10 protein-coding genes are annotated in these 17,257 nt (G+C 49.4%); 2 read left to right on the top strand and 8 right to left on the bottom strand.

Translation table 11 applies throughout. The features are described from left to right. The first annotated feature begins 31 nt into the window (after positions 1-31). The gene (locus AUC31_RS02045) at positions 32-1,129 is read left to right on the top strand and encodes an ABC transporter ATP-binding protein (RefSeq protein WP_058381611.1); all 1,098 of its coding nucleotides are present in this window, start codon (positions 32-34) and stop codon (positions 1,127-1,129) included. Positions 1,130-1,272: 143 nt separating this feature from the next. Here the strand turns inward: AUC31_RS02045 and AUC31_RS02040 are convergent, their stop codons facing one another. From AUC31_RS02040 to AUC31_RS02005, 8 genes are all read right to left on the bottom strand, one after another. Further along, positions 1,273-3,303 carry a beta-galactosidase gene (locus AUC31_RS02040; protein ID WP_058381612.1) on the bottom strand — a complete coding sequence of 677 codons (2,031 nt, stop codon included), beginning with the start codon at positions 3,301-3,303 and terminating at the stop codon, positions 1,273-1,275. Positions 3,304-3,700: 397 nt separating this feature from the next. Further along, entirely contained in the window at positions 3,701-5,425 is a 1,725-nt protein-coding gene (locus tag AUC31_RS02035) for a glycoside hydrolase family 35 protein (RefSeq protein ID WP_058381613.1), read from the bottom strand. A gap of 56 nt (positions 5,426-5,481) precedes the next feature. Further along, on the bottom strand, positions 5,482-7,692 hold the full coding sequence (locus tag AUC31_RS02030; RefSeq protein ID WP_058381614.1) for an alpha-galactosidase: 2,211 nt from the start codon (positions 7,690-7,692) through the stop codon (positions 5,482-5,484). A 339-nt stretch (positions 7,693-8,031) separates the two neighbouring features. Beyond that, positions 8,032-8,859: a carbohydrate ABC transporter permease gene (locus tag AUC31_RS02025; RefSeq protein ID WP_058381615.1), complete on the bottom strand. Its 828-nt coding sequence runs from the start codon at positions 8,857-8,859 to the stop codon at positions 8,032-8,034. Then, positions 8,856-9,803, bottom strand: a complete 948-nt coding sequence (locus tag AUC31_RS02020; RefSeq protein ID WP_058381616.1) for a carbohydrate ABC transporter permease — start codon at positions 9,801-9,803, stop codon at positions 8,856-8,858. The genes AUC31_RS02025 and AUC31_RS02020 overlap by 4 nt, the downstream gene beginning before the upstream one ends. 111 nt (positions 9,804-9,914) lie before the next feature. Beyond that, positions 9,915-11,213 carry an ABC transporter substrate-binding protein gene (locus AUC31_RS02015; protein ID WP_058381617.1) on the bottom strand — a complete coding sequence of 433 codons (1,299 nt, stop codon included), beginning with the start codon at positions 11,211-11,213 and terminating at the stop codon, positions 9,915-9,917. 505 nt (positions 11,214-11,718) lie between these two features. Next, positions 11,719-13,497, bottom strand: coding sequence for a sensor histidine kinase (locus AUC31_RS02010; RefSeq protein ID WP_058381618.1), 1,779 nt, complete (start codon positions 13,495-13,497; stop codon positions 11,719-11,721). Further along, positions 13,457-15,016: a response regulator transcription factor gene (locus tag AUC31_RS02005; protein ID WP_058381619.1), complete on the bottom strand. Its 1,560-nt coding sequence runs from the start codon at positions 15,014-15,016 to the stop codon at positions 13,457-13,459. The genes AUC31_RS02010 and AUC31_RS02005 overlap by 41 nt, the downstream gene beginning before the upstream one ends. A 417-nt stretch (positions 15,017-15,433) precedes the next feature. On the opposite strand from AUC31_RS02005, the gene ade reads away from it, so the two are divergent. Then, positions 15,434-17,188, top strand: a complete 1,755-nt coding sequence (ade, locus tag AUC31_RS02000) for an adenine deaminase (RefSeq protein WP_058381620.1) — start codon at positions 15,434-15,436, stop codon at positions 17,186-17,188. The last annotated feature ends 69 nt before the right edge of the window (positions 17,189-17,257 follow it).

Genomic DNA, 17,257 nt, shown 5'->3' with positions numbered 1-17,257 from the left:
AAAGCACTTACATACATTGGGAGGGATTTATATGGCAGGCTTAACTTTAACGAATATCCGAAAAGAATACGAAAAAGGGGTTGTATCCGTTCAGGACTTCAATCTGGAAATCCGCGATAAGGAGTTCCTCGTACTTGTAGGCCCTTCTGGCTGCGGCAAGTCCACTACCTTGCGCATGATCGCAGGCTTGGAAGAAATCACGGATGGCGATTTATATATCGGTGACAAACGCGTCAACGATGTCTCGCCGAAAGACCGCGACATCGCGATGGTGTTCCAGAACTATGCATTGTATCCCCATATGAGCGTCTACGACAATATGGCGTTCAGCTTGAAGCTGCGCAAAATGAAAAAAGACGAGATCAAGACACGCGTGGCGAACGCCTCGAGCATCCTCGGCCTTGACGATTACTTGGACCGCAAACCGAAAGCGCTATCAGGCGGCCAGCGCCAACGTGTCGCTCTCGGGCGTGCCATCGTACGCGATGCAGAAGTGTTCTTGATGGATGAGCCTTTGTCCAACTTGGATGCCAAACTGCGCGTGCAGATGCGCACCGAGATCCAAAAGCTCCATCGCCGCCTGCAGACAACAACTATTTATGTCACACACGACCAGACAGAGGCGATGACGATGGCGACGCGCCTTGTCGTCATGAAAGATGGCTTTATCCAGCAAGTCGGCTCACCGAAAGAAGTATACGACAAGCCGGACAATATGTTTGTCGGCGGTTTCATCGGTTCCCCGTCCATGAACTTCCTGCGCGGGAAAATCGTTGGCGATTCGTTCGTCATGGGCGATGTCAAAGTTCTCGTCCCTGAAGGCAAGCTTGCGACACTGCGCGACCAAGGCTATAAAGACAAGGAAATCGTTCTCGGTATCCGTCCGGAAGACATCCACGATGAACCTTTGTTCCTCGACCATTCACCGCATACAAAAGTGAAAGCTTATGTAGAAGTGGCGGAATTGATGGGCTCGGAAATCATTCTTTATTCGAATGTGAACGAACAGGATTTCGTCGCGCGCGTCGATGCCCGCTTCAATGTAGAATCCGGCCAGACGATCGACATGGCTTTCGATATGAATAAAGCCCATTTCTTCGATAGTGAATCGGAATTGCGTATTAAATAAAAGGAAACCCGGCCAGAGTTCTGGCCGGGTTTTTCCTCGAAAATTTCCACCAATAAAAACCCATGCACTCGCCCCCACCGTTGGATTGATTTCCAATAGCGGGGCACTGTGCATGGGTTTTTGATTGTTTCTATTATATGTTCTTATACTTTCGCTAAAATGAAGACGCCTTTTGCTTCGAGTTCCACTCTCCCGCTCAATTGCTGTGCAGTCAGCAGTTCTTTATACTGGCTGTCTTTCAAGTCGATCGATTCTGCTTTGTTGTTGTGATTCAATACGAACAAATAGGTCTGGCCGTCTTTGACGCGTTCGGTCGTTTCGACGCCTTGCGGAACAGAAAGCAAGGGCTCGACGCCTGCTTCTTCGCATACGGTTTGCAGGAAATCGACCAAGAACTCTGCGTCTGGGCTCGAGGCCACATACCAGGCTTTTCCTTTTCCGAACTCATTGACGGTGAGGACCGGCATGCCCTGGTAGAAATCAGAGCCGTATTCAGCGACTGCTTGCGCGCCTTCTGTGTGGATCAAGTCGAACAGCAAATTGCAGGAATAACTGCCGCTTAAGCTTCCACGTGATCCGTTCACGACGATTTCATTCGTTTCGTCCGGATGCAGCGCGTCGATTTCCTCTGCCCAAATGCCGAGCACTTTGCGCAATTCGCCCGGGTAGCCGCCGAGTGTGACGATATCGGTTTCGTTGACGATGCCGCTGAAGAACGTCGTGATGAACGTGCCGCCGTTTTCGACGAAACGCTCGACTTTTGCTGCGTAGCCTTCTTTCACCATATACAAGACCGGCGCGATGACGACATCGTATTGGCTCAAGTCTTCTTCGACGCCGACCATGTCGACTTGGACGTTTAATTTATACAGCGCGTCGTAGTATTTATGGACTTCATTGACATAATCCAGCGACACGGACGGTCCGCTCGACAGTTCTGTCGCCCAGCGGTTTTCCCAATCAAAGACGATTGCGACTTTGGCGTTGACCCGCGCATCGAGCAAAGTATCGCCCAACTGGTTGAACTCACTGCCGATTTGCGCCACTTCGTTAAAGACGCGCGTATTTTCATGTCCCACGTGTTCAATGACTGCGCCGTGGTATTTCTCGCATGCTCCGACTGAACGACGCAGTTGGAAATAAAGGATCGTATCCGCCCCGCGGCCGATTGCCTGGTAGCTCCACAAGCGCATGACGCCCGGGCGCTTCAAGGAGTTGTACGGCTGCCAGTTTTGCTGGCTCGGCGTCTGCTCCATCAGCATGAACGGCTGCCCGCTCTTCAAACCGCGCATCAAATCGTGCGTCATCGCCGTATAGCTAAACGGCGTATCGATCGCCGGGTAGTTATCCCACGACACAACGTCCATTTCTTTTGCCCATTTGAAATAATCGAGCATCGGATACGTGCCCATCAAATTCGTCGTGATCGGGATGTTTGGCGTATGCTTGCGGATTGCGTTGTATTCGAGCTTATAGCAATCAAGCAGGCTGTCCGACTGGAAGCGGCGGTAATCAAGAGAAATCCCTTGGAAGTCTGAAACGTTGTCTTCACGCTCTTCGCTGAGGATATTCGGCGCGACGATTTCGTCCCATTCGTAGAATGTGTGGCCCCAGAATCCAGTGTTCCAAGCTTTGTTGAGCTTTTCAAGCGTGCCATATTTATCGCTCAGCCAAACGCGGAAAGCATCCTGGCAATTATCACAATAGCAATAGCCGCCGTATTCGTTCGACACATGCCAAATCAAGACCGCAGGATGGTCTTTGTAGCGCTCGGCTAGTTTGTCGGCGATTTTCTCGGAATATTCGCGGTAAGTCGGGCTATTCGGGCACGAGTTGTGGCGGCTGCCGAATTTGCGTTTTCTGCCGTAGAAATCAACGCGCAAGACGTCCGGATATTTTTTCGCCATCCACGCAGGATGCGCTGCCGTGCTTGTAGCGAGGCATGTATAAATGCCGTTTTCGTACAAGCGGTTGATTTTGTCATCGAGCCAGTCGAAGTTGTATGTGTCTTCGTTCGGCTGATTGAGCGCCCATGAAAAGACGTTTAACGTAGCGACGTCGATGCCAGCAAGCTTGAACATGCGCACATCTTCGTCCCAGATTTCTTGTGAATCCCATTGTTCCGGGTTATAGTCCCCGCCGTGCCAAATCTTCGGCAATTTATCGTTGATCATTTGATTCCATCCCTTCTATGTATGTTGAACCAAGAATTTTCACCATCGATATTCCGCGAAGCAGCTTCTTAAAACACTTTGCTCAACTCTCACTATGTTCGAGCATCGCAAATGAATAAACTCAGCTTCCCTTCGCTTATTCATTTCCTGCGGGCTTGCACCGAACTAACTTGGGCTTAGACGCCCAAGTGGATTTCGGCACTTCGCTTTCCCGCGGGAAAGGTGTTGACCGAAGCTTGCAAGGTCAATCCTTTGCGACGCAGTGCGCAGCGCTGTGGGAGCAGTTTCTTTTGCGATGTAATGCGCAGCATTATTGAGCAGTACGGTTTTCTACGCTGTTTCGCTCCATATCTTATAAATTAGGGAAAAACGGACAACATCTTCTTAGCATTAGTTTTCAGTCAAGCTTCGGCTCATCCAGCAATTGGATTTGATCCGTTGTTGTCTGTTCCAGTTCCAAAACGACGATTTCGTTGTGTTGTTTTTTCAATAATGGGCCTGGCAAGTACAATCGTTGCTGCGGCCCGGCGGTGTTCCAGTAGCGGCCGAGGTTAAAGCCGTTAATGAAGACATTGCCTTTCGTGAATCCTTGCGTGTCGACGTACGTGTCCAAGCCTTCTTCGGCATCAAACGAGCCGCGGAAGAATTTCGGGAAGCGTGAGTTTTCTCCCGCTCCGTAGCTTTCCGGCAACTGTTCGAGCTCCACTTTGAACATGTCCCAGTGGAAGAAATACTGTTCGCCGAGCCATAAATTGTTGACCAAGCCTTTCGGGTCCGTCAAATGCTCTCCGTAATTGGCACGCCCCATATTTTCCACGAGAATCTCGAGCGTATTTACCGCTTCCGGGAAATCCAGTTTCAGCATTTTTTCCTCGTCGTTGATATATGTCGTTGCGACATGGCGGCCGTTGATGTAAATAAACCCGCGGTCACGGATGTCTTTTGAGCTGACTTTCAATTCACCCAGCCGATTGACGGTCGTCCGGTACAGCGTGTAGCCGTAAGCCTGGCCGATATCTTCCATGGACCGCGGCACAATATGCTCGACCTTGTCGCTGATCGTTTCCAACACATCGAACAAGCTCGCCGATTCTGCCAGCGTGACAGTTCCGTAGGCTTTCGCAGAAACGCTCTCCTCAAAATCAGCAGGTACTTCCCGGTACTCACTCAAGACTTTTTTGACCGCCTTGTATTTCTCGGTGATCGCGCCGCCTTCTGTCAGCAAGCTATCGTAATCGTAGCTGGTGATCGTCGGGTAATAGACATCGTAGTGATTGGCGCCGTTCATGAAGCCGAAGTTCGTTCCGCCGTGGAACATATAGAAATTGACGGAAATGTTCTTTTCCATGATTTCCTTGAAAACCGAAGCGACGTCGTCCCCGCTCCGCACGGTATGCTCTCCTGACCAATAATCAAACCAGCCGATCCAAAATTCGGTGACCATTTTCGGTGAATCCGGCTTGAAGGCATCAAGTGCTTGGAACGACTCTTCCACACGCGACCCGAAGTTCAAGGTCGTCGTCACATCTGGCATCGAGCCTTGCGTGATAAAGTCCGGGCCGTCTGAGGTGAACAAGAAGGTATCGAGCCCGTGCTGTTCGTATTGTGCTTTAAAGAAATCAAGGTAGGCTGAATCGTTGCCATATGCGCCGTATTCATTTTCGATCTGCATGGCGATGACCGGGCCACCGTTTTGATATAGATGCTTTTTGAATTTCGGCAGCAACTCCGCGAAATAATCTTCCACATGCCCAAGAAAAGCCGGATCGCTGCTTCGCAACACCAAGTTTTTGTCTGCCATCAGCCAGGACGGCAAGCCGCCCATTTCCCACTCCGCACAAATATATGGCGCCGGGCGCAGGATGACATACAGCCCTAAGCGATGTGCCAGCTCGATAAAGGCTTCGATATTCGCCATTCCAGAAAAGTGGAATTGGCCTTTTTTCGGTTCATGGAAATTCCACGGGATATAAGTTTCGACTGTGTTCAGCCCGAGCGCTTTCAGTTTCTGCAAGCGGTCTTCCCATTGTTCAGGCACGGTGCGGAAATAATGCATGCCACCTGACAATATTTGGAATGGTTCTCCTTCAAAATAAAACGATCCATTTTTAGCAGTCAGCACATCGACGCCTCCTATGTAAGATTCCGCAAGGCGTTTAACTTTGCGGAACTGTTCAGTTACACTCGCGTTAATTTATAAATAATAGAAGAAAAATCAGAAGGATGTTGGTTTTGGCGATAGCGGTTGAGCTGCACGCCTGCTCCCATCAATTCATCCCCGTAAAACGTATCGTCGATCCCATCGATGGTGTATTCGAATTCGGGGTTGAGCCCTTTGAAGAATGCGCGTGCATATCCTGGGTTCGGTTTGGCAAGGACTTGGTAATAGCCGAATATCGCTTCGCTCTGATCATCTGATACCACCATCCAGCTTGTCACGTTGCCGTCTTCTGCAAACGGGCTGGCCAGCCGATAAAATTGGCCTTGTTGAATGAGCGAACGGTTTTCTTTATAGAAAGCGATTTGCTCGGCAACAACAACTTTGTCATCATCGTTCATCTTCGTGACATCGAGTTCGTAGCCGAATGCGCCGAAATACGCGACATCCGCCCGTGTCTTCAAGCTCGTGATGCGTCCCACTTGATGATTCGGTACCGCTGAAACATGCGCGCCCATCGAACTGATCGGATAGACCATCGACGTGCCGTATTGGATCTTCAAGCGCTCGACCGCATCGGTGTCATCACTCGTCCACCCTTGCGGCGCGTAATAGAGCATTCCTGGGTCGAAGCGGCTGCCGCCTCCTGCACAGGATTCGAACAGGACATCCGGAAATTCCGAAGTCAATCGTTCGTACAAGGAATACACGCCAAGAATATAGCGGTGTGCGACTTCCCGCTGGCGGTTCGCCGGCAATTCCAATGAACCCACTTCTGTCATATAGCGGTTCATGTCCCATTTCACATAGGAAATCGGCGCATCCCGCAGTACGCCAGCTACCAAACCGTAGATATAATCCACCACTTCCTGGCGGGAGAAATCCAACACGAGTTGATTGCGGCCATGCGAGCTTTTGCGATTCGGCACATGAAGGATCCAGTCCGGATGCTCTTTGTACAATTCGCTTGCCTTTGACACCATTTCCGGTTCGAACCACAAACCGAATTTCATTTCCAAATCGGCAATGTTTTTCGCCAATTGACTGAGGCCGCTCGGTAATTTGCGCTTGTCTTCAAACCAGTCACCGAGAGACGTCGTGTCCGCATCGCGCTTGCCGAACCAGCCGTCGTCCAAGACGAACAACTCCACGCCCAATTCCTTGGAAGACTTCGCGAGTTCCAAAATTTTCGTTTCATCAAAATCAAAATACGTCGCTTCCCAGTTGTTGATCAATACCGGGCGTTCCCGGTCGCGCCATGTTCCGCGCGCCAAACGGCTACGGTACAGCTTGTGATAGGTCTGGCTCATATCATTCAAGCCATCCGGCGAATAGACCATGACCACTTCCGGTGCCTGGAAACTTTCGCCGCTTTCCAACAGCCAATTAAAATCAAATGGGTTGATACCGATCATCAATCGCGTCACGTCGTAATGGTCGACTTCGACTTGAGCCAGGAAATTGCCGCTGTACACCAAACTCACGCCGTACACTTCGCCGTGATGCTCGGTAGTCGACGGGCGCTTCAATGCCAAAAATGGATTTTGATGGGCGCTACTCGTGCCCCTTGTGCTGCTGATGCTTTGAAGGCCTGGCACCAATTTGCGATTGTGGACATGGCGCTCCCTGACCCACGCACCCGACAACTGAACCATCTCGAAATCCGAATCCGGCAAATCGATGCTCGCACTCATTGCTCTCGTCAAATTGACGTCTCCTTGGCCGTGATTGATAAAGCGGACGGAGCGGGTGATGGCGTTCAGTTGTTCAAATACGCTATAGGATAGCTGGATCTCCACATCGATCGCTTCGTCATACAACGAAATTTCCAAGGTAGTCGCTTCCTCGTCATGCTCGACATATGTCGCGGGCAAGCCAGCGAGCTGGTTTTTCCCTTGATGGATGGTGTGATTTTGATAGACGAAATTTGTAATGCGGCTGCCGCCTTGTTGCAGCACTTGGTATGCCGGCTCGCGGAAATCCGTCGTTCCGTATGCCGGATATTCCTGTTTGAGAATATCGAGCGAGAACACCAAATCGCCTTCATAGACGCAAGCGGTATTCGGCATTTCCTCGATATGAAACAAACGCTCGAACGAGTTCCGGTGGCGCAGTTTTTTGCCGTAATACAACTGGCCAAGCTGTTCATTTTTCAGGATGCTGAAAATATAGCTGGTCTTCTCGGTTTGCAGATGAAACTCACGTGTGGCGTCGTTATATAAAATCGGCACAATTTACCTCCTACTTGAACTTTTAGAAGTTGTGTTGATATTCCGCAAAGCAGCTACGTTTTCGCGGCAACAAGATATAAATCATGCAGCTGGCGCGGAATGACGTCACGGGTTTGCAGAGTCTACGCTATCTTGTTCCATATCTGAATTAGCAGTAGTTGAAAAGTAGAGTTGCTTTTTTAATGCATTCATTAGCGCCGGCGCGTCCACGGGCTAGGCGAAGCAAGAAGACAGGTGGTTTTCCTGGCTTCTTGCGGGAGCCATGCCCAAAGCGGCCGAAGCGGCGTTTAATTCAACAAGTCTTTAACTAGTGACATGTCCCCTTAAACTAACTTTCATTTAACCCTTAACCGAGCCCATCATGCCTGCAACAAAGTGCTTCTGCATGAGGAAGAATACGAGCGCTGTCGGCAATGTTGCGATGACGATCGCTGACATGATGACGCCATAGTCTGGCGAGTAGCTCGAGCCGAGATTGGAAATCAGCAGCGGAATCGTCCGTTTTTCCGGCGACTGCAAAATGACCAATGGCCATAAGTAGTTGTTCCAGCTGTTCATGAAAGCGATGATTGCCGCAGCTGCGTAAGTCGTTTTCATCGTTGGCATGTAGATCCGGAAAAAGACGCCGATCTCACTCAAACCATCGATTCGGCCCGCTTCCACCAAATCTTTCGGAAACATCTTGGTGTTTTGGCGGAAAAAGAAGATGAAGAACGCCGTAGTCGCTGTCGGCAAAATGACCGCGCCAAGCGAGTCGATGCCGATAAGCGGCGCCGTTTCACTGATGCTGCCGAACATGCGGTACAGCGGCACCATGATCGCCGCAAACGGAATCATCATCGACAACAACAAGATCGTAAAGACGATGTCTTTTCCTTTGCTGCGGTGAATCTCAAACCCGTAACCGGCAAGCGATGCCAAGAGAAGCGTTAAAATCGTCGTGATGATCGCGATAATGGATGAGTTGATTAACGCTGGCACTATGTCGACAGTCGCAAAAAGCGTTTTAAAGTTTTCGATCAAATGCGTTCCCGGAAGCAAACGTCCTTGCGTGACATCGACCGATTTATTGGTGATGCTGGTGAGCATCCATAGGAATGGGAAAATGGAAACAATCGCTGCGACACTGAGAAACGTGTAGATGAAGATTCGTTTTAATCTGTTCATTTTTTCTCACCCGCCACTCTGAATTGGATAATTGAAAGGATTACTACGAGAATTACGATGACGTAGGAAACGGTTGATGCGTAGCCAAAGTCAGGCGTGTATTCAAAGGACAAGTTGTAAATGTATTGCGAAATCGAAATGGTCGCATTCCCCGGTCCGCCGTTTGTGATGTTGACGATTTCATCGAAGATTTGCAATGTACCGATCGTCGATGTGATGGATGTGAACAAAATGATCGGCTTAAGCATCGGGACCGTAATTTGGAAAAACTGCTGGAGCGAGCTGGCCCCATCAATTCGGGCAGCTTCGTAAATGGATTTGTCGACGTTTTGCAATGCCGCCAAATAGAAAATCATGTTATAGCCCGTCCATCTCCATGTGATGGCCAAAATGATGACGACTTTTGCCCAAAACGGATCAGCCAAGAAATTGACCGTTTCGGAGATAAAGCCAAAATTCAGCAAAAATTGGTTGATGATGCCATCAATGCCAAACAAGTACTTAAAGACGACTGAATAGGCAACGAGTGAAGTGACACACGGCAGGAAAATGGCAATCCTGAAGAAACTTTTGAACTTCAGTTTCGGGTCATTCAGTAATACGGAGAAGAATAATGCCAAGATGATCATCAACGGCACTTGGATCAACAAGTAGATCGTTGTATTGGTCAATGCGGCGATAAAGGTTGGGTCGCCGAACAGGCGGCGCCAGTTATCAAGGCCTACATATTCCAGGTTCGCGCCCATTCCGGATTGGAAAGACAACAGGAACGCTTGAACCATCGGGTAAAAGTTGAAAATGGTGATGGCAAGGATTGAGATAATGATAAACAGCCAACCCACTTTTTTCTTGAAAAAGACACCGGTTTTTTGGCGCCTGCTCTCTTCATATTTCGTACGAACGGGGAGATCCACTTCGGCTTTTTTTGTTCCTAGCTGGCTCATGCTTCTCATTCCTCCTATAAAAAAACCTTGAGCTGTGCCCAACTGGTAAGTGATAAAGCACTTCTACCAGTTCGTCGGCGTCAACTCAAGGCTTCATTTATTTCCGATCAATTATTTGAGTTGTGCTTCAGCTTGCCCTTGGACATTTTCAAGTACTGTATCCAGTTCTGCGCCGTTCAAATAATCTTGCATTCCAGTGACCAGGATGTCTTCGATCGCATATGTGTGAAGGCCATAGTTGACTGCTGGAATTTCGTCTGTCCATGTAGAAAGGTCTGTGAGAAGCTGCTGCCCGCCGAAGAATTCGTCTTCCACTGCGTATGCATCTCCTTCAGCTGCCGGTGAATAAGTCCCAAGAGCGCCGATATCTTCTACAAGTGTTTGGTACAACTCAGGATTTGAACCGAATGTATTCAATAGGAAATCTGCTGCTTGTTCTTTGCCGTCCACGTTCAAGACGTACCATGAGCTGCCGCCTAGGTTGGATGCGTTAACTGCACCTTCCATATCCAAGCGAGGCATTGGAACGACTGCCCACTTGCCGGATTGATCAGCTGCTTGCTTGACGCTTGGCGTGATCCAGTTTCCTGTTGGCACACTGGCTACTTCGCCACTGTTGAACGCGCCGACAAATTGGCTCCAGTCAGAAACGATTTTCGCGATGTCCGCATCCATCATTTCTTTGTATGTTTCAAAACCGGCTTCAAGTGTTTCGTTTCCGGCGATGTTCGGTGTCGAACCATCCTCTTCTACATACCAAGATCCGTTTGTCTGGATCATCATGCGCACTTGCGCCAAATCGTTCGGATCCAAAGTCAGCATGTTCTTGCCTGTTGCTTCTTTGACGTCTTTCCCGATCTCGATGTATTCCTGCCATGTGATGTCCGTTACGTCTTCAACTGAGTAGCCGGCTTCTTCCAAATAGTCTGTACGGACATAGAGAGCCGCTACGCCTGAGTCGAACGGCAATCCGTATTGCTCGCCGTCGTAGCTGGTCGTGGCAATTTTGTAATCTGCGAAGTCGTCAGAATTGATGACGTCCGTCAATGGATGGAAAGCATCCGGATAAGCTTGCAAGAAACTTTGTGCACGGTAATCTTCAATCAGGACAATGTTCGGCATGCCGTTTGTTGTCCCTGAGCTGAGGCCCGTGTTGAGTTTTTGGATAATATCGTCTTGTGCATTTTCAATGATGTTCACTTCGTAATCGCCATCGCCATTGTAAGCTTCTTTTGCGTTTTCAAGAGCTGCAATGTTGAAAGCCGGATCCCAAGCCCACGCCGTAATCTCGTCTACGTCAGCTGAACCTTCTGATCCACTGCCACCGCTCGCCTCTTCATCCCCAGAAGAACAAGCTGCTAATGCGGCCATGCTCGCTGCCGCCAAAAACATAAGATTAAACTTCTTCATTTGAAATCCCCCTTTTTGTAAGCGCTTAACTTTTCGCCTTGTAAACAGTATAGCGGTCAAAAAAAAAAGATTGTTAGCACAATCTTTAGGTGTTCTATCCGAAAATTTTTAGATATTTCAATTTTCTCTCTTTTTTCTTGTATTATTGTTAGGTTCTTGGAATTTCGTTGGCTTTTGGCGAACAAATAAATCAGAGATAGAAAAATAGAATGTTAAAATCGCTTCAGGTGGGCGCTTTCCGCGGACACGGCTTCAGCCGCTTCCCTCGCTTACGCTCAGTCCAGGGTCTTCAGCTCGTGCTATTTCCGCAGGAGTCGCCACCTTCCGCTCTTTCGGATGAACTATTGAATAGATATGTAGCAAAATAGCGCAGACTCCTTGGGGATCAGCGAAGTGCTGAAATCCATTCGGGCGTTTAGCCCGAATTAGTTCAGCGCAAGCCCCCAGGAAAGCCAGCTGTTTTGCGGAATATCGCTTACAAAGAAATCTAAAAAATTCATTCAACTTACACCATGACTTTCTGAAGCGGCAATTCCACTTTGACTTTGGTGCCTTCGCCTTTGACGCTCGAGATGTCTACGCCGTATTGGTCGCCGTAAAGCATCTGGATGCGCTCATGGACGTTACGGATGCCGATGCCGCTGAACAGATGGCGTTTTTCCTTGATGTCTTCTTTCGTGTGGTCGCCTTTGATTTCCATGCCATCGCCATTATCGACGATTTCGCACAACAAATTGTCGCCTTTTTGGGACACCAAGATTTGCACGAAGCCTTGTTTTTTCTCATTAAACGCATGGAAAAACGCATTTTCGATAAATGGCTGCAGGATCAATTTTGGCAATTGGCAATCCAGGCAATCCGGCGAAATGAAGAAATTCACTTTGATGCCGTCGCCGTAACGCGATTGGTTGATCAGCACATAGTTTTTCAAATCCGCTATTTCCTGCTCGACGGTAATGGTCTGTTCGACATTGCTGAGGGCATTTTGCAATAGCGCAATCAAGGCATGGATCATATCGGTCGCTTGTTCTTTTTTGCCTTGCTGGATCATGAACTTGATCGACGCCAAGGTATTGTAAATGAAATGCGGATTGATCTGGTGCTGCAGCGCCATCAATTCGGCACTGCGCTGTTTTTGCTGCGCCTGTATCGCAAGATCTACGTATTCCTGCAATTCGTTGAGCATCGAGTTGAACGCATTGGCAATTTTTTTCGCTTCGTAGCCGCCGGTTTCAGCGACTGGCACGTTGAAATCGTGTTTTGCCATGGTCGAGATTTGCTTGACCAAACGGCTGATGGAATTCGTCATGCGCCTTGAAATGATGAACACGACTATGACCGCGAGCAATACGATGCCGAGGCTGATCAGCAGGATTTCTCTCGTATTGACCAGGTTGGCAAGCACTGCATCTTTGTCGACGAGGTTGACCAAGTACATATTGTAAGTCGGCAAGTATTGCGCCATCAGCATATAATCCTTGCCGAACACTTCGACGTCTTTGTATTGCAACCCCTCATCGTCCACTTCTTTTGCCAAAGACATCAACTCAGGTGCTTCTTGGCCGATCATCGCCTCTTGATTGCCGGAAACGATTCTCCCTTCAGCATCGACCAGCATGACTTCGTTTTCCTCGCTCGTATAGCCTTCATAAAATTGCTTGAGCTGCGCTTCACGGATCGGGAAATACAGGACGCCGTAAATCTCGCCGGTCGACCGCTCCATCAACGCTTTGGTCGCGACAATCATCGGCTCATCCGCGAACGACGTGGATGGCAAATATTGATACAACAGCCGGTTTGGGCGGTTGATCGTGTATTGCGAAATCGGGTGGTTGCGCAGCGCTTCCCACGACACCGGCCAATTCGAGTAATTGACATTGTACAAGCGCTCGTTATTGCCAAGCACGATCATATTGGCATCGTACGACTCGACCGTCCGGTAAATACGCTCGATCTGCTCGCTGATATCGTGATAAGAGCTGTACGTTTCCAGGGTCGTGGCGTTTGTTTGCGTCAGCACTCGTTTGATGGTGCCGTTGTTTTGTACTTCATTCGTTGCCGCCACAATGGCAAAGCTATAATCCTCGAACTCGGTTTCGATCTGCTCCAAGGCTTTTGTGTTCGAAATACTGAAGGTGTCCATGAACAGATCGGACGACATGCGGATTGAACTGAACGTGATCAATAGGGACACCGCCACGATGCTGATGACCATGATCAAGAACATTTTGATGAACAAGCTGTTATTTCTTAAGATGAGAAAGGCCTTTTTCTTCATGTTCATTGCGGACTTGGAGCTCCTTTCGATAGCTGCCTGGAGACATCCCGGTTATGCGCTTAAACACTTTGCAATAATAGCTGTGCTCCGAATAGCCGACCATGCCGCTAATGTTCGAGATGGACACCGTGCTGTTTTCCAATAGCTCCATCGATTTCTTGATGCGCACGCGGTTCAAGTATTCGCTGAACCCTTCTTTGTGGTGCGTGCTGAAATAAGAAGACAGGTACGACGCGTTGAAATGGAAATGGTTGGCGATTTCCGACAAGCGCAGCGGCTCCGTGTAATGAAGTTCGATATACTCGAGAATCATCTCGAGATTATTGGATTCGCCTGCTTTATCCCCCAAATGAATGATTTGCTTCACTTCTTCGAGGAACTCATCGAGCAAGCCCAACGCTTCATTGACATCGGCGGCTTCGTTAATCGTCGAAAAATAGCGGTATTTTTTCTGTTCGAGTTCTTGCGTGTCGTATTTCATGGCATCCAAAAGCACGACGGTATTGAAGACGATATTGCCTAAAAACGATTTGAACTCAAAGCTATCGTTGTTGTAGCGCCCAGCCAAATACTCGACATGGTTTTCCAGATAGGTGAACGCGGCATTGAACAGCCGGTCCTTGAACATCTCAATGAAGTGATTCAAATCGAAATTCGCTTGTTTTTCATTTTCCAGCGGCAATTCCCCGAAGAGGAACAGCTTGTCTTTTGGCAAATAAAATTCATATTTCTTCATCTTCGCGCATCCTTCGTCATGCGCTTTCTTTAACTCTTCGATGGCATCGACCGGCTCGCACATCATCCACGCCGCGTCTGGCGAGTGGGCTGCCTGCTGTTTGATGGCTTGTTTGACGATTTCCAGCTGATGCGGATGGAAATTCAGCAACAGCAGCGCATCCGCATCGCTGGAATTCAAGATAAGAATCGGCAATTCTTCCAGCATGGAACGTTCCAAAGCCGTTTTCAGCTGGAGCGGAGCGGCGTTTTTGCCGCGGATTGCCAGTAAAGCGAAATGGCTGTTCGGCAAAACATCGGATAGCCCGTCCCGGTCGACAGGCAAATGATACCCTTGAATCACGCCTTCCACTAGCTCTTCTGTGGTCGGTTCCGCCTGCGACGCCGAAACGCAATGCTGCAGGCCCGGAATGCGGTTCACGACGCGGTTCAATATTTTCAACAGCTCAGGACCGTTCAACTTCGGCTTTAAAATATAATCAGCGACGCCGTTTTGGAACATCGACCGAACGTATTCAAAGTCTTCAAAGCTGCTCAACACGATAAATTCGGTGTCGGGAAACTCCGTCTTTCCTTCTTTCACCAAATCGATGCCGTCCATGATCGGCATGACGATGTCTGTGATGACGATATGCGGCGTAAATTCCGCAATCAATTGCATCGCTTCTTTGCCATTCGAAGCTTCCCCAACAATTTGAAAGCCCTCTTGTTCCCAGGCAATATAATTAATAATCCCCTGTCTGATCAACATCTCGTCGTCGACAATCAGAACTTTGCACGCTTCTCCCATGATTTTTACCCCCATCATCTGAAACTCATTGGTCCATTCCGAGCCCTTACGCCATCTGTCTCTTTGCTTGGCACGCTCGACCTGCCCATCCCCGTGGCAATTCTCTGAATCTTTTTCTTGTAGATATGTTACCACCTTTTATGCGGATTGGGGTAGTTCCCAGATTCTGACTTTAAAATTGGAGAAGTTAGCTCGCTGAATGGTGTCGTCGACAGCAGAATTGTGCGGTGCACAGGGACGTTTTCACACTCCCCTCCACTCTCCACGCATTTTCAGTGGTCGAAATTGTGTCATGCACAGGGACAGCACCAGAGTTTTTTCCCTTTTCCTCTAGAGCTTCCGCTCGCTCTGCTGTAGAATAAGGCAAAACTTAACTCGCATTCAATTCCCGATCGAGCCAAAGGAGCGAAAAACGCTATGAAAAAAGCCCAACTGAAAAACAGAATCACCGCCGCCAATAAAGAACAAAAAGCCGACCTCGTCATCCGCCATGCGTCGATCGTCAATGTCTTCACGAAAACCTTGACGACTGGAGACGTTGCGATCAGCGATGGCGTCATTGTCGGAATCGGCGACTACGAAGGCAGTGAGGAGATCGATGCAACCGGCAAGTTCATCGCACCCGGCTTGATCGATGCCCATGTCCATATCGAATCGTCAATGGTAACACCGCAGCAATTTTCACAAGTCGTGCTGCCGCACGGCGTGACGACGGTCATCACCGACCCGCACGAAATCGCCAATGTCAGCGGAACAGCGGGACTTGAATTCATGCTGAAAGATGCGCAGCAGGCCATGCTCGATATTAAAATGATGCTGCCTTCCTGTGTTCCGGCGACGCCGTTTGAAAATGCAGGTGCCCGGCTGTCCGCTGAAGACTTGATGCCTTTTGTCGGACGCGATTCGGTGCTCGGCCTCGCGGAAGTCATGGATTTTCCTGCGGTGCTTCAAGGAGACGACGCAATGCTCGATAAACTCCTGCTGAGCCGGCAAATTGACGGCCACGCAGCAGGCCTCACGGATAACGACATCAACGTCTACGGCACCGCCGGCATTTTGACGGATCACGAATGTGTGACGAAAGAAGAAATGACAGCGCGCATCGAACGCGGCCTTTATGTCATGCTGCGCGAAGGCTCAGTCGCAAAAGATCTCCACGCGGTTCTTGAAGGCGTGACCGAACAAAACGCGCAGCGCTGCTTGTTCTGCACCGATGATAAGCATCTCGATGATCTGATCGAAGAAGGCAGCGTCGACCATAACGTCCGTACAGCGATCCGCTACGGAATCAATCCCATCACCGCCATTTCAATGGCGACCCTGAATGCTGCCCAATGTTTCGGGCTGCACCAAAAAGGCGCCATCGCCCCTGGCTACGATGCAGATTTCGTGCTGCTCGATAATCTGGAAAACTTCACGATTGCGGAAGTCTATAAAGGCGGACAACTGGCAGCAAAAGACGGGCGCTACGCAGGGTCTGTCCAGGAAGAAAGCGAAACTTCCACTGTCCGGGAGACAGTACGCATTGCCGAACTGTCCGCAGACAAGCTGCAAATTCCAATGGGCACAAATACGAGCGCCCATGTTATCGGCATCAACCCGAACAAATTAATCACCCAGCATTTAATCGAAGAAGTGCCAGTCGCTGACGGCATGTTTGTTTCCAATCCGGCAAGCGGACATTTGAAAATCGCCGTCATCGAACGCCACCGGGCGACCGGCAATATCGGCCTCGGCATTGTCAAAGGGCTAGGCCTCCAAAACGGCGCCATCGCCACAACCGTAGCGCACGATTCCCACAATATAATAGAGGTCGGGACAAATGACGAAGATATGTTGGCGGCTATCCGCGCACTGCAAGAATTACAAGGCGGACTCGCCGTCGTCCAAAACGGCCAAGTCCTGGCGAGTTTGTCGCTGCCGATCGCCGGCTTGATGTCCGACGAACCGTTCGCCACCGTGTACGAGCAGCTGAAAACAATCGATAAAAGCTTGCTTCAGATCGGCGCCCCGACGCATTTCAACGCCTTCCTGACTTTGTCATTTCTGTCGCTGCCGGTCATTCCTCATTTGAAACTGACCGACCGGGGATTGTTCGATGTCGCGAGCTTCCGGCATATTTCTGTCTCTGTCCCTGTGCACGACACAATTCAACCATCAGGAAACGACTGAGAATGTTGATATAGCGGAGTTTTTCTGTTGCGCATACTCGAACTCGCCCCTGTGCACCACACAATTGAA

It is taken from the genome of Planococcus rifietoensis (genome assembly GCF_001465795.2).
GTDB classification, from domain to species: Bacteria; Bacillota; Bacilli; order Bacillales_A; family Planococcaceae; genus Planococcus; species Planococcus rifietoensis.
Note: the sequence above shows the minus strand (reverse complement) of the source record. Positions and strands in the feature narration are given on the sequence as shown.

What these genes read in the sequence shown, in the direction of transcription:
- AUC31_RS02040 (WP_058381612.1), bottom strand. Translation starts at nt 3,303, where the DNA reads ATGATCAACGATAAATTGCCGAAGATTTGGCACGGCGGGGACTATAAC.
- AUC31_RS02025 (WP_058381615.1), bottom strand. Translation starts at nt 8,859, where the DNA reads ATGAACAGATTAAAACGAATCTTCATCTACACGTTTCTCAGTGTCGCA.
- ade (WP_058381620.1), top strand. Translation starts at nt 15,434, where the DNA reads ATGAAAAAAGCCCAACTGAAAAACAGAATCACCGCCGCCAATAAAGAA.
- AUC31_RS02005 (WP_058381619.1), bottom strand. Translation starts at nt 15,016, where the DNA reads ATGGGAGAAGCGTGCAAAGTTCTGATTGTCGACGACGAGATGTTGATC.
- AUC31_RS02020 (WP_058381616.1), bottom strand. Translation starts at nt 9,803, where the DNA reads ATGAGCCAGCTAGGAACAAAAAAAGCCGAAGTGGATCTCCCCGTTCGT.
- AUC31_RS02010 (WP_058381618.1), bottom strand. Translation starts at nt 13,497, where the DNA reads ATGAACATGAAGAAAAAGGCCTTTCTCATCTTAAGAAATAACAGCTTG.
- AUC31_RS02015 (WP_058381617.1), bottom strand. Translation starts at nt 11,213, where the DNA reads ATGAAGAAGTTTAATCTTATGTTTTTGGCGGCAGCGAGCATGGCCGCA.
- AUC31_RS02045 (WP_058381611.1), top strand. Translation starts at nt 32, where the DNA reads ATGGCAGGCTTAACTTTAACGAATATCCGAAAAGAATACGAAAAAGGG.